This is a genomic window from Neolewinella aquimaris, assembly GCF_014197245.1.
GTDB lineage: Bacteria > Bacteroidota > Bacteroidia > Chitinophagales > Saprospiraceae > Neolewinella > Neolewinella aquimaris.
Window position 1 is genome coordinate 441590 of sequence record NZ_JACIFF010000001.1, and the last position, 21035, is coordinate 462624.

18 protein-coding genes are annotated in these 21035 nt (G+C 58.9%); 9 read left to right on the plus strand and 9 right to left on the minus strand.

The window, feature by feature from the left end; genetic code table 11:
• Positions 1-3 precede the first annotated feature (3 nt).
• On the minus strand, positions 4-864 hold the full coding sequence (locus GGR28_RS01820) for a sugar phosphate isomerase/epimerase family protein (protein WP_183494003.1): 861 nt from the start codon (positions 862-864) through the stop codon (positions 4-6).
• Positions 865-1158: 294 nt separating this feature from the next.
• On the opposite strand from GGR28_RS01820, the gene GGR28_RS01825 reads away from it, so the two are divergent.
• A complete protein-coding gene (locus GGR28_RS01825) occupies positions 1159-2901 on the plus strand; it encodes a DEAD/DEAH box helicase (protein ID WP_183494004.1) in 1743 nt (580 codons plus the stop codon).
• 127 nt (positions 2902-3028) lie between these two features.
• Here the strand turns inward: GGR28_RS01825 and GGR28_RS01830 are convergent, their stop codons facing one another.
• The 3 genes from GGR28_RS01830 to GGR28_RS01840 are packed head-to-tail and all read right to left on the minus strand — an operon-like array spanning position 3029 to position 7020.
• Positions 3029-3730 (minus strand): 3'-5' exonuclease, encoded by a 702-nt coding sequence (locus tag GGR28_RS01830; RefSeq protein ID WP_183494005.1) that lies wholly within the window; start codon positions 3728-3730, stop codon positions 3029-3031.
• Positions 3730-5670 carry a DUF294 nucleotidyltransferase-like domain-containing protein gene (locus GGR28_RS01835; protein ID WP_183494006.1) on the minus strand — a complete coding sequence of 647 codons (1941 nt, stop codon included), beginning with the start codon at positions 5668-5670 and terminating at the stop codon, positions 3730-3732. The genes GGR28_RS01830 and GGR28_RS01835 overlap by 1 nt, the downstream gene beginning before the upstream one ends.
• Before the next feature lie 30 nt (positions 5671-5700).
• The gene (locus tag GGR28_RS01840) at positions 5701-7020 is read right to left on the minus strand and encodes an ABC transporter permease (RefSeq protein ID WP_246416180.1); all 1320 of its coding nucleotides are present in this window, start codon (positions 7018-7020) and stop codon (positions 5701-5703) included.
• 103 nt (positions 7021-7123) lie between these two features.
• Between GGR28_RS01840 and lipA the strand changes: the two genes are divergently transcribed.
• A complete protein-coding gene (gene lipA / locus GGR28_RS01845; RefSeq protein ID WP_183494007.1) occupies positions 7124-7996 on the plus strand; it encodes a lipoyl synthase in 873 nt (290 codons plus the stop codon).
• A gap of 172 nt (positions 7997-8168) precedes the next feature.
• Positions 8169-9482 carry an HTTM domain-containing protein gene (locus GGR28_RS01850; RefSeq protein WP_246416182.1) on the plus strand — a complete coding sequence of 438 codons (1314 nt, stop codon included), beginning with the start codon at positions 8169-8171 and terminating at the stop codon, positions 9480-9482.
• On the opposite strand, the gene cysM is transcribed toward GGR28_RS01850, so the two are convergent.
• The 3 genes from cysM to GGR28_RS01865 are packed head-to-tail and all read right to left on the minus strand — an operon-like array spanning position 9472 to position 12016.
• The gene (gene cysM / locus GGR28_RS01855; protein WP_183494009.1) at positions 9472-10344 is read right to left on the minus strand and encodes a cysteine synthase CysM; all 873 of its coding nucleotides are present in this window, start codon (positions 10342-10344) and stop codon (positions 9472-9474) included. The two genes, GGR28_RS01850 and cysM, sit on opposite strands and share 11 nt — an antisense overlap.
• Entirely contained in the window at positions 10341-11480 is a 1140-nt protein-coding gene (locus GGR28_RS01860) for a helix-hairpin-helix domain-containing protein (RefSeq protein WP_183494010.1), read from the minus strand. The genes cysM and GGR28_RS01860 overlap by 4 nt, the downstream gene beginning before the upstream one ends.
• A gap of 32 nt (positions 11481-11512) precedes the next feature.
• Positions 11513-12016 (minus strand): DUF1761 domain-containing protein, encoded by a 504-nt coding sequence (locus tag GGR28_RS01865; protein WP_183494011.1) that lies wholly within the window; start codon positions 12014-12016, stop codon positions 11513-11515.
• Between the two features lie 106 nt (positions 12017-12122).
• On the opposite strand from GGR28_RS01865, the gene recN reads away from it, so the two are divergent.
• Positions 12123-13787, plus strand: a complete 1665-nt coding sequence (gene recN, locus GGR28_RS01870; RefSeq protein WP_183494012.1) for a DNA repair protein RecN — start codon at positions 12123-12125, stop codon at positions 13785-13787.
• 18 nt (positions 13788-13805) lie between these two features.
• Here the strand turns inward: recN and GGR28_RS01875 are convergent, their stop codons facing one another.
• Both GGR28_RS01875 and GGR28_RS01880 read right to left on the minus strand, forming a co-directional pair.
• On the minus strand, positions 13806-14657 hold the full coding sequence (locus tag GGR28_RS01875) for a methyltransferase domain-containing protein (RefSeq protein WP_183494013.1): 852 nt from the start codon (positions 14655-14657) through the stop codon (positions 13806-13808).
• Positions 14658-14659: 2 nt separating this feature from the next.
• Positions 14660-15589, minus strand: a complete 930-nt coding sequence (locus tag GGR28_RS01880) for a methyltransferase domain-containing protein (RefSeq protein WP_183494014.1) — start codon at positions 15587-15589, stop codon at positions 14660-14662.
• A 155-nt stretch (positions 15590-15744) separates the two neighbouring features.
• Here GGR28_RS01880 and ppk1 point away from each other — a divergent pair, with 155 nt between their 5' ends.
• Genes ppk1 through GGR28_RS01905 form a run of 5 tightly spaced genes read left to right on the plus strand, consistent with a single transcriptional unit; the run spans position 15745 to position 20996 of the window.
• Positions 15745-17823, plus strand: coding sequence for a polyphosphate kinase 1 (ppk1, locus tag GGR28_RS01885; RefSeq protein WP_183494015.1), 2079 nt, complete (start codon positions 15745-15747; stop codon positions 17821-17823).
• Positions 17820-18413 carry an acyl carrier protein phosphodiesterase gene (locus GGR28_RS01890; protein WP_183494016.1) on the plus strand — a complete coding sequence of 198 codons (594 nt, stop codon included), beginning with the start codon at positions 17820-17822 and terminating at the stop codon, positions 18411-18413. The genes ppk1 and GGR28_RS01890 overlap by 4 nt, the downstream gene beginning before the upstream one ends.
• A gap of 7 nt (positions 18414-18420) precedes the next feature.
• The gene (locus tag GGR28_RS01895) at positions 18421-18852 is read left to right on the plus strand and encodes a type I restriction enzyme HsdR N-terminal domain-containing protein (protein ID WP_221233774.1); all 432 of its coding nucleotides are present in this window, start codon (positions 18421-18423) and stop codon (positions 18850-18852) included.
• A 10-nt stretch (positions 18853-18862) separates the two neighbouring features.
• Positions 18863-20392, plus strand: a complete 1530-nt coding sequence (locus tag GGR28_RS01900) for an ABC transporter ATP-binding protein (protein ID WP_183494018.1) — start codon at positions 18863-18865, stop codon at positions 20390-20392.
• 4 nt (positions 20393-20396) lie between these two features.
• On the plus strand, positions 20397-20996 hold the full coding sequence (locus tag GGR28_RS01905; protein ID WP_183494019.1) for a hypothetical protein: 600 nt from the start codon (positions 20397-20399) through the stop codon (positions 20994-20996).
• Positions 20997-21035 lie beyond the last annotated feature (39 nt).

Below are 21035 nucleotides of genomic sequence, written 5' to 3' on the forward strand. Positions count from 1 at the left end.
AGATTAGTATGCCTCGGCGAGCTGCTGACGTAGCGTTTCCAGGGCTGTTTCGCCCTGTAATGCCAAATCTTTCCAACGTGCCTCGATCATTATTTTGCCGGTGTATCCTTCGTCCTTGAGGGCAGAGAAGTAGGGAGTGAAATACTGGCCGTTGACTCCGGGGGCGGCCCGATCTTTTCTTTCCGCAATTTCGCAGTAGATGGCGTAGGGCCCCGTTCCTTTAATGGCGTCGGCGGACTCTCGCTCCATGAGCATATGGTAGATGTCCACGCAAAGCCGAAGATTGGGGTGGTCGACCGCCTTTACCACGGCGAGGGCTTCGGGTAGGGTAGTGATGAAGTTACACTCGGTGCTGTTGAGGTTTTCGAGGGCAAGCAGGATATCGTACTCGGCGGCCACTTCGGCTACGCGTTTTGCCATATAGATGAACTGAGCCGTTGCGGTGAGTCGGCTGAATCCATCCGGTACTTCGCGGGAGCCGCCGCTTCCCCAGGTGATCAGGCTTAATCCTGCCGCGCGCGCCCGTTGGAACACTATCTCCACGTACTCCAGTACGGCGGCTTCGTCGACATCGGGGCCGACTACTTTGAGTTCCCGGGGAATGAAAATGTTGCAGGCGTATAGGGGGACTTGCAGGGACTTGATTTTGGGAAGGAGGGTAGCAAATTCCTCGTCGCTGACCGTACGCGGGGAGAGAATTTTGGGGGTTGCTTCCGTCAGCCAGCCAAAGCCCAGGGATCCGATGAGGCTATCGTTCTCCAGGTCGTTTACGATACCTACTTCCGGGATGACTGCTTGGTCAGACTGGGCGGTTACGGCGGTTGTAGTTATGCAGAGCGTAAAAAGAAGAAGAAGCTTTCTCATGCGGATTAAGGTAGGAATTATTTGTAAGGCGTTCGGTTGGTTCAACGCAGATTTAGCGCGGATCGACTTCGCAGATTTTCGCAGATTTTACAGTCACGGTGTATGCTTTTTATGAATGGCAATGCACCTGCGGCCCCGCCCGAAATCCAACTTATGCTTTTAGTTGGACAAAAGTCCAATAAAAAGTAGTACCTTTGCGGCTTCTTAGATCACACGGGTGGTTGAAGACCTACGCCGGGTGCTTTCGCAGCGCAATTTGTAGTAGGCCATTTCGCCCGTTAAATTACCGGTGAAATGGAAAATTTCAATGAAACGACGTTGCGCGACGACGTCAAACAGGCCGTGGCACACCTCGGCTTTACCACTCCCACTCCCGTTCAGGCTAAAACGATTCCCGCCATCCTGGGTTCCGACCGCGACCTGATCGCCCTTGCCCGCACGGGTACGGGTAAGACGGCCGGCTTCGGTCTGCCCGTTGTCGATGGCATCGATCCCGAACTCGACGCCGTGCAGGCGTTGATCCTGTGCCCGACCCGCGAGCTGTGCCTGCAGATCTCCAAGGACCTGACCGAATTCGCCCGCTTTCGCAAGGGAGTAAACGTGGTAGCGGTTTACGGTGGAGCCAGTGCCGGCGACCAAATCCGCGCGATCCGCAGCGGTGCAAATATCGTAGTGGGTACCCCCGGCCGTACGCTCGACCTCATCAACCGCAAGAAGCTGGTCGTCGATCAGCTCAAGCGCGTGGTGCTCGACGAGGCCGACGAGATGCTCAATATGGGCTTCCAGGAAGAACTCAACGGCATCCTCGACGCAACTCCGAAGGAAAAGCAGACCCTGCTCTTCTCTGCCACCATGCCGAAAGAAGCGCGTAAGATCAGCACCGACTACATGAACGACCCGCAGGAGATCAGCATCGATCACACCGACGCGGGTAATTCCAACATCACCCACCTGTACTATAAGGTGAAGGGATCCGATCGCTTCAGCTTGCTCAAGCTGCTGGTGGAGCTGAACGACGACATGTACGCCGTCATTTTCTGCCGCACCCGCCGCGAGGTGGACGGGGTGGCCGAAGACCTCCGGTTTGCCGGTCACGCCGCCGACGCCCTGCACGGTGATATGAGCCAGGCGCAGCGCGACGACGTGATGAAACGCTTCCGGAAGGGACGCATCAAGCTTTTGGTGGCAACCGACGTCGCCGCCCGCGGTCTTGACGTATCGGACCTGACCCACGTCATCAACTACAATTTGCCCGACGCACCCGAAGTTTACGTGCACCGCAGCGGTCGTACGGGACGCGCCGGTAAGGAGGGCATTGCCGTATCGATCGTCACCGGTCGTGAGCTGCGCAAGATCCGCGACATCGAGCGCTACGGTAAACTGGAATTCAGTGAGGCGCCCATCCCCAGTCAGGACGAGGTGTACCGCCGTCGCGCCATGAGCTTCGTCGAAACCTTTACCTCCGCCGAGCTGACCGATAACAAACTCCTCAGCCTCCTGCCCGAAATGAGCGAGGCCCTGGAAGGGATCGATCGGGAAGAACTGATCCGGAAAATCGTGGCCTTCGGCCTGGCCGACTTTAGCAAGCAGATCGGCAGCGTTCGCGCCGTTGAGGCACCACGGGAAGACAAACGCGACAAGAAGGAGCGGCGGGAGCGCAGGTCCAATGTAAGCTACACCAGGCTGTGTATGGCGGCGGGCCGTCGGCAGGGCTATACGGTTCCTCAGGTGATCGGCATGCTCAACAAAAACGTACCGGGACGCCAGATCGACCTCGGCAAGATCGACCTCCAGAACAACCTCACCTTCATCGATGTAGACGAGAAGGAAGCAACCCGGGTAGTGGCAGCCTTCGACGGAGTTCGCGACAAGGGCCAGGAACTAAACCTCCGCATCTACGACGGCACGGCCGGACCCGGCGACAACGACGACTCCCGCGAAAAGCGTCCGCGCAACAAGTACAAGACCTTCTCCGGCGGCAATCCGGGCTCGTTCGGTAAGGCGAAGAAGAAGCATCGGAAGGGGCAGGGGAAGTAGGGGGGTAGTACGGTAGTTGGTTAGTCGTTTAGTACGGTAGTACGGTAATGCACTGCGGTTGCCAATCACTCACGGAAAACTACCGTACTTACATACTACCGTACTACCGTACTTACAGACTACCGTACTACAAGTCTTCCATTCTCAAGTCATGACCAAGCTTCACTGCTAGACGGGTGAGGAGCTTAAGCCAGAGGACGGCGGTGATGTAGCAGTCGCCCAGGGCAGTGTGCCGGTCGGAGAGAGGGATGCGGTAGCGGCGGGCGAGGGCGTCGAGGGAGTAGTCGTTCTCGGGGGTCCAGTAGCCGGCGGGGCGGAGTCGCTTAGCGAGGTTGCTGGTGTCGATGACGCGGTTGACGAGGGGGCCGGCGCCGTTGCGTTGTAGGCTTCGGTTGATCATCTCTACGTCGAAGCCGATGTGGTGGCCCACGATGACGGCGTCTCCCACATATTCAAGCAGGTCAGCCAGTAGTTTTGGCTCCTTTACGTAGGTGTAGCGGTGGGAATTTGGGATGATGCCGTGGATGGAAACGGCGGGTTTGCCATCGTGTCCCGGTGGGGTATGAAGGTATGCTTCGAACTTTTCCCGGAGGCTGATGCTGTTGCCGTGCACCCGCAGACCACCCAGGCAGAGCATGCGATCCTGACGAATATCGAGGCCGGTGGTTTCCGCGTCGAGTACGACGATGGGCAATTCACTCACCAGGCGCGAAGGGGCGGGAGGCGTGGCGTTGCGCTGGCGGTACGTTCGGTACCAGTCGGGCCAGTCGTCGTTGCCTGCACCGGTGAATCTCGCGCGGAGTTTATTTAACCATTCTTTCCCCTCCATCAGCGCAGGAAATTGAGCTGGAAACGAAGCTCCAGTAGTTGTTGAATTTCCCGGACCGGATTGAAGCTGTTGCGCAGCAGCAACCGCTGTACCTGGGTCAGTTCCTCGGGTTTGATGAACCGGCCGCTGTCTCCACGTTTTAGACCGATCTCGGCGCGCAGACGAATCAGTACCTCGTAAGCTTCGGCGGCTTCCCGGTAGAGGGCGGCGTTCTGGGGTTCTATTTCGGCGAGGGCTTCGTAGCGGCGGAAGGTGTTGTTGATGTTGCCTTTGCGGGCTTGGAGGATCAGGACGCGGGCGGCATCCGTTAGCGGCCGCATAGCGCGGGCTTTAAGATCAAACTGATCCTTGTGTTCGCCGGATCGCTCGACGACAAAGTTGCGGAAGAAGGTCAGGGGACTAGGATTTTGTAGTGCGGCCTGGGCCAGGGAAGCCTGGAAGCGGGTCGACTGTCCGGCCATTTCGTTAAAGATGTGGGTGGTAAGTTTATCGGGTAGGCTGCCGTCGCCCCACACGCCCCGGTAATCAAAAAAGATCGACGTGTTGAGCATGTTTTCGGCGGTGTTCTCGTGCATCCAGTGGCTGAATTGCTCCTTCCACTTGCTGACGCTCAGGCACCATTTGGGGTTACTGGCCATCATGTCGCCGTCGCAGTACTGGTAGCCGGCTTCGTTCAGGAATTCGGTGACAAAATCGGCAAGCTTCAGGAAATAATCCTTGACGGCATTGTACTTCTCCTCCGGCACGTTTTCGAAAATAAGGGCGTTGTCCTGGTCGGTGCGGAGCAGCTGTTCCCCCCTTCCCTGGCTACCCAGGGCCAACCAGTCGAACAGGGCAGGTGGATTACCGTGCCCGTCGGCCTGCATCCGGGCTAGTCCCAACTTCATGCACTTGCGGATGATCTCGTCGTTGATTTGGGTCATCACCGCGGTGATGTGGGAGATCGCCACCTGTTTTTCGAGGTAGCCGGCCAGAATTGCTTCGGCGCGGTCGCGGAGCTCCTTGAGGTAGCGGGACGACTGGGCGCGGCTGATCTCCTGAATCAGGACGGCCGGACTGTTGCCCTGAGCGAGCAGCAGGTCATGCTCACTTACTACCCCGGTGACGGGCGATTTATCCGTGCCATCCTCGGTAAGCACCAGGTGATGGTATCCCGAGCGGAGCATCCTGATTTGAATGTCCGCGATCGAGGCCTTCGACCCGATGCAGAGGACGGGGCTCGACATAATGATCGACACCGGTGCCTGGCGGCTCACGACTGCCGTTGCGACACTGCGGCGGAGATCGCGGTCCGTGACGATGCCTACCGGTCGTTGGTCCTCATCGACTGCGACGATCGAGCCGACGCCGTTCTCCGTCATCTTTTTGGCGGCATTGATGATGGTTTCGGTGGCGGCACAGACGACGGGTTCGCGGGATTGTTGTACGGATTGAAGGGATTGCAGATCGGGGCCGCTGGCTATCCTAGATGTATCCGTAGGGATGGGGGAGGTGGAGGCCCGGTATTCGACCGCATAGCGACTGCTGCCCGCCATGCTGGTCATCAGGTATTCGAGAACCCGGGGATAATTGGTGATGAGCTCCCGAAAGCCTTCGCTGTTGACGGCGTACAGCAGGCTTTCCTCGGCGGCGCGGGCCAGAAAAACGTAATTGTCCTCGGCGAGGAGCGGGCGGATACCGAAGATCTCTCCCTCCCCACACCGTTCAATGAGCAGCTCATTGCCGTCCTTGTCCTCACTGTAAAGCTCTATCGTGCCCTCCTTTACGACAAAAAACCGGTCGCGCGGGGGCTCACCCGGACGGAAGACGATGGTGCCCGGGGGTTGGTAGCGAACTTCTACCCGTGCGGCTACCCGCAGCAGTGCCTCCTGGTCGAGGTAATTGAAGGGCGCGATCTCCTTCAGGAAATCGAATACGCGGTAAGTGACCTGGTTGGGCATGGCCGTCAATATAGCACGTTCTCCCTTTTTTTACTCGTACCGCAGCGACTCGATGGGGTCCAGCGCCGCCGCCCGCATGGCCGGATAAAGCCCCGAGAGCAGACCGACCACCGTACAGACGATCAGGGCCAAGCCGATCCACATCCAGGGCACGATGAACTCACCGCCCGTGAACAACACCACCGCGTTGCCCGCCGCTACTCCAAGAGCAATGCCGAGCAGTCCGCCGATCTGACAGATCACGACAGCCTCGATCAGGAACTGCAGCAGCACGTTGCGCCTGGTCGCACCTAGTGCCTTCCTCACTCCGATTTCCCGGGTTCGCTCGGTGACCGAAACGAGCATGATGTTCATCAGTCCGATGGCGGCACCGAGTAGGGTCATCAACCCGATGCTGACCGCCGCCAGCCGTAGTGTGACGGTATTTTCCTTGATGATGCTGACCAAATCGGAGCTGTTCTCTACCTCGAAGTCGTTTTCCTGTCCGGCGCGTAGTCCACGTACCCGTCGCATGGTAAGGGTGGCTTCGGCCATGGCCGCGTCGATGCCGTTGGGGTCACGGACGGCCACGAGGATGTCGTAATTGGTACGGTTTGACCCGTAAAATCGCTTGGCGGATTGCAGGGGCACGAGCACACGTTTATCGTTGCTGGTCATGCTGGCTCCCTTGCTCTTTAGGGTGCCGACTACCGTATACCGGATGCCACCGGCGGTGATTTCCTTGCCGATGGCAAACTGTGCCTTGCCGCTGAATAACTCGTCTACGAGGTCATAGCCCAGAATAGCAATATTGCCGCCTTCCCGCACTTCCCGTTGGGTGAAATTACGCCCCGCATCGATCTCGAAGCCCTTGCTGTTGAGGTAGTTGGAGGTCATGCCGTAGAGGGAGACATTAGGATTCGTTTCCCGGTCCTCGTAGGTGACCGCCGTAGCACCACGGGCAAAGAAGCTGATGCTGACGTCGGCGGGGTAATCGTAGCCTTCGGCAAAATCCATCGCCTGGGCGTAAGTGAATGGCTCGGAGCGTTTCCCCCGGTCACGGCCGCCCGAGGAACGGACGGTTTCGCGGGAGCGGTTGATTTCGAAGGTATTAGCACCGAGGCTGGACAGATTGGACGAAAGGGAGTAGATCGCCGCGTCGATGGCGGTCAGGATGCCGACCAGCGCCATGATGCCTACGGCAATGATCAGTGTGGTGAGTAAAGCCCGCAGCCAGTTGGCGTTGACACTGCGTAGCGCCACCCGGATGTTTTCCATCGTATCCATAGTGCCCAAATGTAGGGGATCGCCGGGGGAGGGACGCTGATTTTCGACGAACGAAAGCAGACCGGCCACCAAGGTCCCATTCAACTAAGGCGCCGTAGTTTTGTAATTGTACATATTTATTCAGGGACGAGTCAGTGGCGCCTAAACCCGCCATGCATGATTCGATCCGTAGCCCCGACCTTGCCGTATGATCGATCTTCCCGTAGCCCCCTCCCGTGCCGAACGCCAACGTAAACCCGACTGGCTGCGGGTAAAACTGCCCATTGGTCCGGACTACAAGCGCGTCCGCAAACTGGTCGACGAATACCAGCTCAACACCATCTGCCAGAGCGGAAACTGCCCCAACATGGGTGAGTGCTGGGGAGCCGGAACGGCTACCTTTATGATCCTGGGCAACGTATGCACACGTTCGTGCAGCTTCTGTGCGGTAAAGACCGGACGGCCCACCGAATACGACGAAGACGAGCCCCGCCGCGTCGCCGAAGCCATCGATCTGATGCAGGTTAAGCACGCCGTGCTGACGTCCGTCAATCGCGACGAACTAAAGGACCGGGGTGCCGAGATCTGGTACCAGACCGTTAGGCAAATCAAAGCGCGTACGCCCCAGACCACCATCGAAACGCTGATTCCCGACGTCCGCGGCAACTGGGATGCGCTGTACCGCATGATCGACGGCGGGCAGGAGGTGGTAAGCCACAACATGGAAACCGTGGAGGAGCTCTACCGTAAGGTGCGCCCCCAGGGCCGCTATAAGCGTAGCTTGGAGGAGCTGAAGCGAATTAAGGAAGCCGGCAAACGGACGAAGACGGGCTTCATGGTCGGACTCGGCGAGACCGAAGATCAGGTAGAACGCATTCTTGACGATCTGCGCGCAGTTGGGGTCGACGTGGTTACCATCGGTCAGTACCTGCAGCCGACCGCCATGCACCTGGCCGTCGACAGCTTCGTTACTCCCGACACCTTTGCCCACTATAAGGCACTCGGGATGGAAAAAGGCTTCGACTTCGTAGAGAGCGGTCCGTTGGTGCGCAGCAGCTACCATGCGGAGCGGCATTTATAATTTAGGCGGACGAGCGCACTCGTCGGCCGACTAACAGTCGTCCGCCGAGTCGCGCTTCAGATTTACCTATACTACAGGGCCAAACATGTCTCGACCAGGTCATACCGTCCCCCCCGGCGGACGAGCCTCGTTCCTCGGTCGGCCGACGGGGGGGACGGTGCCGATTTATACGTTGGTATGGTTAAGAGTCGCCCTCGGCATTCTCGGGGCGGGGGATATTCTGGGCAACGGGATCTATTATCACTGGTACCTCGACGATTATTCCGGCTTCACCTTCCGTTACTTTGGTTTTGAGTGGGTCACGCCGCTGCCGGAGCCCTTGCTAAGTCTATACTTCGTTGTGGGGTTTTTGGCCGGTATTGCCGTGGCGGTAGGCTGGCGATTTCGCTATACCGCACCGCTGTTCGCGCTCAGTTTCAGCTACCTATTTTTGCTCGAAAAGGCGCATTACCTCAATCATGCCTACCTCTTCGTGTGGCTGGCCTGGTTGCTGGCCCTGACCCCCGCCTGGCGGGAGTGGTCCCTTGACGTGCGGCGCGATCCGGGCCAGTGGTCGCCGGTCGCTCCGAAGTGGAGCGTGTACGTGTTTCCGTTGCTGATGGGGCTGGTGTATTTCTTCGGGGGGATCAACAAGATCAACTACGACTGGCTCATCGAGGCCATGCCGCTGCACCTCTGGTTGGAGCGACGCTCCGGAATGCCGGTGTTGGGCCCACTGTTCGCCCTTAAGTCCACGGCCTACGTGATGGCCTGGGGTGGGATGCTGCTCGACCTCCTCGCACCGTTTATGTTGCTGCACCGACGACTGCGGTGGCTGGCCCTTGCCCTCCTGTTGTTCTTTCACGCGACGAATCACCTGATTTTCAACATCGGCATCTTTCCCTACCTGTCGCTCGTGCTCACCAGTATGTTTTTCGCTCCCGATTGGCCGCTGCGGTTTGTCCGGTGGCTGGCCCATCGGTCCGTGCTGGTGGACGGCTGGCGAAAGGGCTGGATGGAACGGATCGGAGACCGCTCTCCGGCCAAATTGCACTGGCACCCGCGCCCCGCCGCCCTGGTGCTGCTGGTGGGACTGCACGTTTTTTTGCCCCTGCGCAACCTGCTTTTCGGATCGGACGTGAACTGGACGGAGGAAGGGCATCGCTACAGCTGGCGGATGATGCTGCGCAGCAAGCAGGGGACGGGCTTTTTCCGAATAGTTGACGTGAATACGGGGAGGGAGGAAGCGGTATTGCCGGCCGATAGTCTCTCCGAAGATCGGTACCGGAAAATGGTGACCCACCCGGATATGATTCTTCAGTACGCCCACCACATTCGTGATGCCCGGGCCCGGCGCGGTCAGGAGGTAGCGGTGTACGGAAACTTCAAAGTGCGGCTGAACGGTCGGGAAATGCAGACCTACATCGATCCGGAGGTGGACCTGGCAACCACCGAATGGAGTTGGCTGCGACCGAAGCCCTGGATCCTCGAGGAGGCTAGAGAGTAGACAGGTAGCGATCCCCGCGATCACAAATGATGCAGACGATGAGTCCGCTGTCCAGGTCGCGGGCGAGACGCAGGGCCGCGGCGGTTGCACCACCCGAACTGGTGCCGGCAAACAATCCCATTTCGCTCGCCAGTCGGTGCATCGTGGTAGTGGCTTCTACTTCGCTGACGTCGATCTTGATGTCCACCTGGGTGGGATCGTAGATAGCCGGAAGAAATTCCGGACTCCAGCGCCGGATACCGGGGATGCTGCTGCCGTCGGTGGGTTGAACGCCGACGATCTTTACCTCCGCCGACTGCTCGTGCAGGTACCGACCGGTGCCGGTGATCGTGCCCGTAGTGCCCATGCTGCTCACGAAGTGGGTAATTTTCCCCTCGGTGTCGCGCCAGATTTCCGGTCCGGTGGAGCGGTAGTGTGCCCGCCAGTTGTCGTCGTTCGAGAACTGGTTGAGCTGTACGTAGTCGCCGCTGTCCTCCATTTCCTGGGCCAGTTCCCGGCTGTATTCGATGGTGCGGTCGGCGGCGGTGAGGATCACTTCGGCACCGTATACCCGCATTGACTTTACGCGTTCCTCGGTGCTGTTATCGGGCATAATGAGGGTGATGGGGATCCGGTACTTCGCCGCGATCATGGCCAGGGCAATGCCGGTGTTGCCGCTGGTTGCCTCTACGATACGCTTTCCGCCGGCAAGCTCGCCGCGTTCCATGGCTCCGCGGATCATGCTGAGGGCGGCGCGGTCCTTCACCGATCCACCCGGATTTTGCCCCTCCAGTTTTCCGTACAGTTTGATGCGGGGGTTCTCCTGAAGGTCGGAGAGGTCTACGAGCGGCGTATTGCCGATCAGGTCGAAAAGCTGGTTCATCGGTCGAAGTTCAGGTAGGGCAACAACGCATCTAAATTTTCGGTGGAGAGCGCCCGCACTTTTTTCAGATCCTCCGCCGAGGCGAAGGGGCCGTGGTTGTCGCGGTAGCGGACAATGATCTCGGCGGTGCGCATTTTGAGCAGGGGGTGGCGACCGAGTTCGGCGGCGGTGGCGCGGTTAATGTACAGGGGGCGTGTGATCGGACTCCACCGCAAGTGGGGCGCAATGGATGCATAGACGGAATCCGGTAATCCGTAAGTCGCGGCGACCTGTTCGACCCGGGCGAATCCACCCAGCGATTCCCGGTAGGCCACGATCTGTTCGGCGCGGTAGGGACCGATGCCGGGCAGCCGGGTCCATTCTTCGGTGGTGGCTGTATTCACGTCAATTGCTGTATTCACGTCAACCGGGGCGGACGTTTCATTGGCTGGCGGGTACGCTCCGATAGTTGCCGGGGAGGGAGAATTCGGTTGAGAAATGGTAATTAGGTCCAGAAGGTCGTTGACCTTTGCGCTGTCCAGCACGCTTACGCGGTGCAGGTCGGTCGGCCGCCGAAAGGTCACCGGGCGGTAGCTGCGGTATTTGAGCAGGGCATTGGTTTCCCACTCCGTGAATCCCAGGAGGCGGAGACTGTCGGCCGGGAGGGTGTTGGGGTCAAAGGGGAAGCGCTGTGCCGGCGGGGGCGTGGCTGTAGCTTTCGTGCGGGCCTCCGGAGCTTTGGGTGCCGGTATTTCTGCGAGGCCGATAAGCCTGTGGGCCTGTTCGGGGCGAAGAACGTATAGTTTGGCGATCTCGTCCGGGTGGCGAAAGGGACGTTTGTCGCGAAATTTGGTGAACGCGGCGGCCTGCTTTGCGGAAAGTCCCAGCCGTTGAAGTTCTCCGACCGACACCTGATTGGGGTTAAACCGGAAGCTTTCGACGGACTCACCGGGTTGAGGAGTCTTGTTGGCTATAGCGCGGAGGCGGGCTGCGGCAATGAGCAGTTCAGGGTCTTTCGCAGAGGCAAAGGTTGTACTCGACGAGGCAAACGCTCGACTGATCATATAGAATGCGGTGATGAGTATCAGTAATAGAAGTAGACCGAAGCGTTGATTGCGGGTGTAGGACCAGGGGTTGGGGGCACCGGGTGGGGGCATGCAAAACTAGGGGTTAGCGATAGGGTGAGAGATTAGGAAAGCACGAGGAACTGGCAGAGTACGCCTCCCATCAGTCCGAGGGTGATGGCCCAGTACCCTACGTGGATCAGCACGTAGTTCCACCGGCGTCGTTCGAAGAGTGCATTGATGGCGAGTAGACTGCCGACGAATACAATTGCGACCAGGACACCGTGGAAAAACCCGTGACCGAAGGTGCGGTGCAGGGACATAATTCCATATTCCTGGTCTAGTGTATCTAAGGCTGCGAAAACCTCCGCGCCGACTTCATCGCCGACGTGAGCCAACAGGCTGTCTATACCGGACTGGTGAATGACCATACTCGGGAGTATGAGGGCTACCAAAATGCTGAACAGGTAGGTCATACCGAAGATGACGAGCATATTGCCCGAGCGGAGTTTATCCGCATCCAGGCCCGTAGCCCGCATCCAGATACCGCCGACGACCCGTTCGTTGTAGTAGATTGCACCGACCGCCAGGGGAATCAGGGCAACCAGGGGGATGAGCCACCAGTTCATGCGCGTGTACGTTGTTAGGTTCTCAATGTAATCAAAAACAATTGTTCGGCGCATTTCGGTCCGCGTCGAATTGGTTGTAAATTTGGGCTTTTCCAACATTTCCTCTATGATCAAGCGGCTGCACATCAGCAACTACGCCATTATCGAAGAGCTCACCCTCGACTTCGCGGAGGGGCTGAGCATCATCACCGGCGAGACCGGCGCCGGCAAGTCGATCGTACTGGGTGCGCTCAACCTGATCCTCGGCGGGCGGGCCGACACCAAGACCCTCTTCAACGATACCCAGAAGTGCGTCATCGAGGGTCGTTTCGAAGTGGCTGCTTACGATCTGGAGTCTTTCTTTGCCGAAAACGACCTCGACTACGATCCCGAACTGATCATTCGTCGTGAGATCACCCCCTCCGGGAAGAGCCGGGCCTTCGTGAACGATACCCCCGCCAACCTCAAGGTGCTGCAGCAGCTCGGTGCGACCCTGATCGACCTCCACCAGCAGTTTGATACGTTGTACATCAACAACAGCGAGTTTCAACTTGAATTACTCGATGCACTGGCTACCCAAAGGGAGGCCGTCAAGGCTTACCGGCGGGATTACAGCAAACTTCAGGAGACCCGGCGACGGCTCCACCAACTTCAGGAGGAGCAGGCTCAGGCACGTCGGGAACAGGAGTTCCTGGAATTTCAGGTCAACGAGCTTGAGGAGGCCGGGCTGCAGGCCAACGAACAGGAGGAGCTGGAAGCCGAACGCCACCGGTTGAGCAACGCCGACGAAATAAAGCAGCTCACCTCCGGCGTATTTCATTACCTCACGGAAGGGGACAGCTCGGTCAGCGACCGGCTCATGGCCATTGCGGTGAAGTTGACGCCGCTCGCCGCGGGGGATCCCCAGCTTCGGGCGATCAACGAACGCTTCGAGGGTATTCGCCTCGAACTGGACGAAGTCGCCTCCGACCTGGAAGCGTTCGGGGAAGACACTGAAGTGAACCCCGAGCGACTGGAAGAGATCGAGGAACGGCTCAATCTGCTGTACCGCCTCCACACCAAGCATGCGGTCAAGGACAACCAGGAACTTATTGAGATATATAAGGAGCTTTCCGATCGCCTCGGCCACTTCGCCGATCTGGGGGGCAACATTACCAAGCTGGAAAAAGAGCGGGAACGGCTGACGGCCGACCTGATCCGACAGGGCACCGCGCTGCGCAAGGAAAGACAGCGGGTGGCTCCCCGTTTTGCCAGTGACGTGCGCCGACAACTATCGGAGCTGAGCATGTCAAATGCCCGTCTGGAAGTCGACTTCAAGCCCCTGGAAAAGCCCGGCCCGAACGGGCTCGATGAAGTACGCTTCCTGTTCAGCGCTAATAAGGGTGGAAAACTGCAAAGCATCAAGGACGCGGCCTCTGGTGGAGAGATGTCGCGCCTCGCCCTGGTCACCAAAAGTCTGGTTGCCTCGGCCATGGAGCTGCCGACGCTGATCTTCGACGAGATCGACGCCGGGGTGAGCGGAGACGTTGCCCAGAAGATGGGCCGCATCCTTACCGAATTAAGTACGCACCACCAGGTCGTGGTGATCACCCACTCGCCCCAGGTGGCTAGCCGTGCCCACCGCCATTATTTTGTGTATAAAACCGATAAGAAGGACGCCGAACGCACCATCACGCGCGTTCGCGAACTCGATACGGAAGAACGAGTACGGGCGATTGCCACCATGCTAAGTCAGAACCCACCGAGCGATTCGGCGCTGAAGAACGCGCGGGAGCTGATCGCGGCGGATTAGGTAACCGGGGAAAATCAGTTACTGCTTCGTTGCGCAGAGCACGCCGTACTGGATCGCCCCGGTCGCGAAACCCTGCTTCATGTACTTCATGGCCCAGGCCCCGCGGATGGTGCCGATGCCCGAACGGATGAGTCCCGGCCAGTTGCGGGGATCGAGGCCGCTGCGGATCACAGCACCCCAGAAGGGTTCGACGGCATCCGACCAGTCGTCGGTGCGAATATGCTTTAGTCCGGCCCGCTCGGCCGCCGCGGCGAGGTTAGGAATACTCACCAGGGGCGGAAGGTGGTACAGCTCGCATATTTTATGGAGGGTGTACTGGTCGCTCGGAGAGAGGTAGGGTGGTTCGGGGCGCTGACACCACGTTGCCATCAGCAACCGTCCGCCTGGCTTCAGCAGCCGGCGAAACAGACTGAACAGCTCTTGCTTGTCCGCCATGTGTTCGGCGGATTCCATGCTCCAAATAAGATCGAACGTGCCGTCGACGGCGGGGTCGAGCTGGTAGACGTCCTTCGCAATGATCCGCAGACGACCGGCGAGGCCGGCCGATTGGTTGTATTCCATCCCGCGTTGGGCCTGCACCGGACTGAGGGTTACACCCAGCGCAGTGGCTCCGGGATACTTTAGAGCGAGGTACCGGCTGCTACCCCCGACACCGCAACCGGCGTCGAGAATGCTGCCGACGTTCTTATCGGGTGCCAGCCCCCATTCCAGCAGAGCTTCGATCATATCGATCTGTGCGCGGCGGTGGTCTACCCGGCGCGTGCCGTCGGGACCGTAGTAGCCGTGGTGCATTTGTTCGCCCCAAGTGTTGAGCCAAAGGGGGGTGGACTGGTCGTAAAAAGATCGAATGCGCTCGTTTAGTTCGGGCATGCCTAGCGCTTGCGGAGGATGGCCCGGACGAGGAAGTAGGTAGCGATTGCCCCGATTCCGATGAGGACGGCTTTCTGTTCGCGATTGAGGGGTTCCACCTCGCCTTCGACCCCGCGGATCGGGGCGGTGACGTGGGCGAGCAGCGCCATGGGAATGAAGAGGAAGCCGGCGGTGGAACCGACCAGCACCCGGCTCGTCAGTAGTAGGTTACGGCCCAGCCACCCTCCCTTCGGATCGGCTTCGACCACGGCGGCAGCGGCAGCCTTGCGCTCACCGTAACCGGTCGGTTTGCCGGGGGCGGGCTTCGTGCCGACGATGGCAATGCCGTAGCGTTCGTTTTCCTGCCAGTGGGGGCGGATGTAGGTCCAGTTTACGTCGGTAAATCCGGCGGTCTGGAAGTATAGGTGGTAATCGTTCTCCGGGGGAAAGAGCATCCACAAGTTGGCGATGAACTTACTGACTGGGTTGGCGGGTTCGATGGGGCCGATCATCAGCGCCTGTCCGCCCTCCTTGATCACACGGTAGGCTTCGTCGATCCCCCGTTGTGGATTGGGCCAGTACTCGATGGAGCCGGCCGAGACGTAGCGATCGAAAGTATCGTCGGCAAAGGGGAGGTTTTCGGCATCGCCCAGTCGGAAGCGGCAGTCTTCCAGGTCGGGTTTGACCATGGCGCGCTCCATTTGCTGGGGACTCTGGTCGAGGCAGATGATGTTCTTGGCGGGCACCCGTTTGACGATGCCCTGGGTGGTGAAGCCGGTGCCCGAACCTACGTCGACCACGCGGAGTTGATCGCCGTTCGCCCAGTCCGCAATGTCGAGCGACTTATCCCGCATCCGCGCCGTCCAGAAGAGAGGATTGACGAGTTTGTCGTAGAAATTGGAGAGGTAGCGGTAGAACCAAAAGGCCTCCCGTTTATGTTGCATCAGTCTCATCGGTATAGATAGGTTGCTGGTTTAATACGTCTGGAGGCCGTTTGTTCGCACCGGAACCGCCTCGGTTGAAATTCCAAATTTCCCCGCTCTTTACAACTCCGCACCTGCACCTGCGTTCCCGCCAAAGACCTACTTTGGGACATAATTCCGCTGCATTGCCTACCGAACTGACCAAACGCGATTCTTCCTGGCTTGAATTCAATGGCCGGGTACTACAGGAAGCATCCGATCCGCGGGTACCGCTCTACGAGCGCATCCGCTTTCTGGCCATTTACAGCTCGAATCTTGACGAATTTTACCGGGTAAGGGTTTCTTCCCTGCGCCAGTTTAAGAAACTGCCGAAGAACGAACGCCGGCAGCTGTTCGATTTTAAGCCCAAACGGGAACTGCGCGACATTCGCCGGACGGTGTACCGCCAACAGGAGGAATTCGGGCGCATCTTCCGGGAAGAGATCCTGCCGCAACTGCGTGAGGAGAACATCCACCTGATCCATTCGGACCAGATGAACAAAGAGCAACGGGCCTTTGCCGCCGACTACTTCGACCGCAACGTGCAGCCCCACCTGGAACTGCACTGGTTGCCCCCGGAAGGGCAGGAGGACGCGGAAAACGAGCTTCCCTTCCTCGACGACGGACAGTTGTGCCTGGCCATCTCCCTGAACGAACCCGAAGCGGAGGAAACCGGCGAGGTAGCCCTGGTGGCAATCCCCGTGAAGGAAACCGGTCGATTTGTGGTGCTGCCCAGTCCTGAAGACGATCCCGATGGGTATTACGTCATCTTTATCGATAGCGTTATTCGTGCGAACCTGGGGCGGTGGATGGACCGGCGCGTGGATTTCGGCTACAGCTTTAAGCTGAGTCGGGATGCGGAGCTCTACATAGACAATGAATTCGACGGGGATCTGCTGCGCAAGATCGAGCACAGCCTGACCACCCGCGATCTCGGTATGCCTACCCGTTTTCTTTACGACGGCGACATGCCGAGCTGGATGCTCAAGCGGCTGAAGTCAGCCCTCAGGCTTTCGAAGTACGACATGATTCCGGGGGCCCGTTACCACAATTTCAATGACTTCTTCAGTTTCCCCCTTCCGCCGGGGCGCGACCACCTGGCGTACGAACCGATGCCCCCGCTGCCGCATCCGGTGCTGGAAGGTGCCGAGAGCATCATGCAGGTAATGCAGGCTACGGATGTGCTGCTGAGTTTCCCCTACCAGAAGTACGACTACATACCGGCACTGATTCGGGAGGCCGCGGACAATCCGGAAGTGACTAAACTCAGGATCACCCTGTACCGGGTGGCCAGCAAATCACAGGTCGTACAGAATCTGCTCTACGCCCTGAAGCAGGGGAAGGTGGTGGAAGCTTTCGTGGAGGCCAAGGCCCGGTTTGATGAAGCCAGTAACCTTTACTGGGGCAAGGAAATGAAGGAGGCCGGTGCGTACGTGAGGTACAGCTATCCGGCGGTGAAGGTGCACACCAAGCTGCTGCACATCGAGCGCAAGACGGCCGAAGGGGACACCGTTCACTACAGCTACATCGGTACGGGCAACTTCAACGAAAAAACGGCGAAGCTTTACACCGATCATGCGCTGCTGACCTGCCGGCCGAAGTTGGGCAAGGACGTCGAGCGGGTGTTCGACTTGCTGCGCGGCAAGCTCATCCTTCCCCGGTGCAAGCACCTGCTGGTGGCCCCCTTCAACATGGAATCCGAGTTCCTCAACCTGATCGACCGCGAGATCGAGATCGCTAAATCCGGAGGCCACGGTTACCTTTTTCTCAAAATGAACAGCCTGGAGGAGCCCAACATGATCCACAAGCTCCGGCAGGCGGCTAGGGCCGGCGTTGAGGTGCGGATGATCGTACGGGGCATTTGCCGACTGGTGCCCCGCGAGGACGAGAACATTCAGATCATCAGTATTGTCGATCGCTTTTTGGAGCACGCCCGGATTTTCATTTTCGGGAACGACGGCGACGAGAAGGTCTATATGGGATCGGCCGACTGGATGAACCGTAACCTCTACCGTCGCGTCGAAGTAGTAACGCCCATTTTCGATCACCTTATCCGGCTGGAACTCCGGCGCATTATGGACATCCAGTGGCGCGATAACCAGCGGTCGCGGCTGATCTGCAACGGTAAGCTGAACGAGTACCGGAAAGCCGGGCCGGACGATGGCCAGTTCCGGGCCCAGGTTGATATCTACAATTACTTCAAGTCTCAGCTGGTGCCGGTTTGAACTTCCTCGCACACCTGACGCTTTCGCACTTCTCGGCCGATTTGCAGGTGGGCAATTACCTCGGTGACCTACTCAGGGGGAAGGAAGTAGCGCAGTTGCGCGAGGGCATCCACCGGGGCGTACTTATGCACCGTGCCATCGACCGCCTAACGGATGCGGATGCGGATGTTCGTGCCGTTAACCGGTTGCTGCGGAGCCGTCACGGGCGGTATGCCGGTGTCATTTCGGACATTGCCTTCGACCACTACCTGTGTCGCAATTGGGTATTGCTCGGCCCGGTGCCGTTTGCTCTGTTTACCCGTACGACCTACCGTAACCTCCTGGCAGCCAGGGAGGAAATGCCCGAGCGGGCGCGGCGGTACGTGAACGGAATGGTCGAGGACGACTGGCTAAGCCTCTACGCTACTGCGGACGGAATGCACAAAGTTTTTGAGCGGCTCCTGCCCCGACTGAGCCGTCCGGAAAAACTCGCCGGCGTGGAAGAAAGCCTTCAGGAATACGACGCAGCCATCAACCGGGCACTGCTTCTGCTGTTTCCCCGATTACAATCTTTGGCAGAAAGCTACCGTGAGCAACCCCCGTCCCCTTGATCTCCGTTTGGAGCGTTTTTCGAATAAACTGTCCATCAAGCTGGAGGGAAACCGTAAACTGGTCTTCGACGATATTCGCAAGAAGTGGTTGGTCCTGCAGCCCGAAGAATTCGTACGGCAGTTGCTGCTGCACTTTTTGATCGGCGACATGAAGTACAACCGCAACCGCATCACCGTGGAGCGCGGCGTAAGCGTCAACTACGATCAGCGGCGAACCGACATTTTGGTCTTCGACCGGGACATGCGTCCTTTTTTACTGGTCGAATGCAAGGCTCCCCGGGTATCGCTCTCCACCGACACCTTCCGACAGGCCGCCCACTACAACGGCCCCCTGCGCGTCCCCTACCTTATGATCTCTAACGGAAGGGAATCGTACGTAGCCGCAATTGACTACACGGCCGAAGACTACCGCTTTCTGCCATCCGTTCCTGAGTGGTAACTTGACCGATGTGACCGACCTGCTTAATGTTGTGGACCTCAGTATTGCCTTCGGAACCGGTGAACGGCCCGTCGTGGAGGGACTGTCGTTCGAGATCGCACCGGGCGAAAGCCTGGGACTGGTGGGGGCTTCCGGATCGGGAAAGAGCCTGACGGCTGCGGCACTGCTCGGTTTGTTGCCGGCGGGTGCGCAGGTGCAAGGTGGTCACGCTGCTTTTATGCAAAAATCCGGGACGGCGGTCAATCTGTTCGAGCTAAGCCATCGGGAATGCATCCGCTTGCGGGGCCGGGAAATCGGGCTTGTCTTCCAGGAGACCCAGGCAGCGCTAAATCCCGTCTTCCGCTGCGGATGCCAGTTGCGGGAAGCCGTACGCCGACTACAGCCCGAAGTGAGCGATCGGGAAGCCTTTTTGGAAGAATTGCTCCAACGGGTAGAGCTGGCCAGTATCCGCACGCGCGTATTGCGTTCCCTGCCAAGCGAATTGAGCGGGGGGGAGCTGCAACGAATCCTCATTGCCATGGCCCTCATCGGGCGGCCACGGCTACTGATTGCCGATGAGCCCACTACGGCGCTTGATTCAATCACCGAAGCGGAAATGGTTCGTTTACTCGACCGGCTGCGCAGGGAGTTGAATATGGGGATGTTGTTCATCACCCACGATACCCGGCTGCTCAGTCGGGTGACGGATCGGATCATGCGAATCGGTCCGCCGCCGCCGCCGCGCCGAACATCCATCCGGAGCGCCGTCACCCTGACCGGGACTTCACTGGTGGAAGTGAGCGGTCTGACGGTCTGTTATCCGGAAACCGAAGAGCCGGCGGTGGTGGACTGTTCCATTAAAATCGGCGAGGGCGAATGGCTGGCGCTTATCGGTCCGAGCGGCTGCGGAAAGACGACCCTTGCCCACTGGTTTGCCGGCCTGCTAACCGGGCGATCCGGCACATTAAACGTAGGCGACCGGACGCTTCCCGTAGCTTCTCCTGGCCGGCTGGTGCGCCAACTCACCGGTGCCCAGATCATCTTTCAGGATGTATCGGGCTCCCTGAACCCGGAAATGACTGTGGGAGATGCCCTCCGGGAAGTAACCAAGTTGTGGCGCTCAGGCGACCCCGCCGAATACCTACGCCGGGTAAACCTACCCCCCGACAAATTCCTACACCGCTATCCCAACCAGCTTAGCGGCGGCGAACGGCAGCGGATCGTAATCGCCAGGGCACTTGCCGCCAAGCCGCGGATGCTGATCTGTGACGAAGCCGTGGCGAGCCTCGACCTACCCCTGCGCGAAGACATTCAACAGCTGCTCAGTGAAATTGCCACCCGGGATCAGATCGGCATTCTGTTCATCACCCACGACCTGCACCAGGTCGCCAGTTTTGCCGATCGCGTGCTGGTGATGGAGCACGGTCGCATCGTGGAGGAGGGCAAACCCATCGATATCCTGAAAAACCCGACCACCTCCGTGGGCAAAAGACTGGTCGCAGCCGCGCGGTTGCACGACGGCGACGGGGGTGAACCAAAGATCGCGCGGGCGGCGTTATAGCAGCATGAAGCACTGGCCCGCCCTCCTGTTATGTTGTGTACCGTTTCTGCTCGGATCACAGTCCTACGATGCCGCCCTCGGCATCCGGGTCGGGACCGAGTGGGGGGCCACGGCCCAGCTGCGGCTGCCCCAGATCCACAAGAACTTCGTTCTGGAAACCATCCTGTTGTCGTCGATCGGAAAGGACGAGGGCACGCTCACGGTACTCGGCAAACAGCACCAACCACTGCTTAGTCGCCGGCTAAACCTCTTTTACGGAGCCGGAGTACACGCCGGCTGGAACAATGAAATCGATACCGAAACCGGACAAACCTTTAATGGCCCGAAGGGACTGACCGGCATCGTCGGCCTGGAAGCAACGGTAGGGAAGGTAAACCTCAGCTACGACTTCAAACCTGCCCTGAACGTCAGCGGCGGGGAATCCGTATTGTACACCCAAACCGCCGTGAGCATCCGCTACGTGATCGCTAAGCGCAACGGCGTGTGGAACAAGGACAAGGAGCGAGAAATACGCAAGCGCCGCCGTGGCAAACAGAAGGACAAGCGCCGGGAGGAACGCCAGCGCGCGGGTAAGCGCTGGTACGAGGTTTGGAAAAAGTCGTAGGTCAAGCGAGTTTCCGGTCGGTTGAACACAGTCAGCCGG

What these genes read in the sequence shown, in the direction of transcription:
- GGR28_RS01820 (WP_183494003.1), bottom strand. Translation starts at nt 864, where the DNA reads ATGAGAAAGCTTCTTCTTCTTTTTACGCTCTGCATAACTACAACCGCC.
- GGR28_RS01825 (WP_183494004.1), top strand. Translation starts at nt 1,159, where the DNA reads ATGGAAAATTTCAATGAAACGACGTTGCGCGACGACGTCAAACAGGCC.
- GGR28_RS01830 (WP_183494005.1), bottom strand. Translation starts at nt 3,730, where the DNA reads ATGGAGGGGAAAGAATGGTTAAATAAACTCCGCGCGAGATTCACCGGT.
- GGR28_RS01835 (WP_183494006.1), bottom strand. Translation starts at nt 5,670, where the DNA reads ATGCCCAACCAGGTCACTTACCGCGTATTCGATTTCCTGAAGGAGATC.
- lipA (WP_183494007.1), top strand. Translation starts at nt 7,124, where the DNA reads ATGATCGATCTTCCCGTAGCCCCCTCCCGTGCCGAACGCCAACGTAAA.
- cysM (WP_183494009.1), bottom strand. Translation starts at nt 10,344, where the DNA reads ATGAACCAGCTTTTCGACCTGATCGGCAATACGCCGCTCGTAGACCTC.
- GGR28_RS01860 (WP_183494010.1), bottom strand. Translation starts at nt 11,480, where the DNA reads ATGCCCCCACCCGGTGCCCCCAACCCCTGGTCCTACACCCGCAATCAA.
- GGR28_RS01865 (WP_183494011.1), bottom strand. Translation starts at nt 12,016, where the DNA reads ATGAACTGGTGGCTCATCCCCCTGGTTGCCCTGATTCCCCTGGCGGTC.
- recN (WP_183494012.1), top strand. Translation starts at nt 12,123, where the DNA reads ATGATCAAGCGGCTGCACATCAGCAACTACGCCATTATCGAAGAGCTC.
- GGR28_RS01875 (WP_183494013.1), bottom strand. Translation starts at nt 14,657, where the DNA reads ATGCCCGAACTAAACGAGCGCATTCGATCTTTTTACGACCAGTCCACC.
- GGR28_RS01880 (WP_183494014.1), bottom strand. Translation starts at nt 15,589, where the DNA reads ATGAGACTGATGCAACATAAACGGGAGGCCTTTTGGTTCTACCGCTAC.
- GGR28_RS01905 (WP_183494019.1), top strand. Translation starts at nt 20,397, where the DNA reads ATGAAGCACTGGCCCGCCCTCCTGTTATGTTGTGTACCGTTTCTGCTC.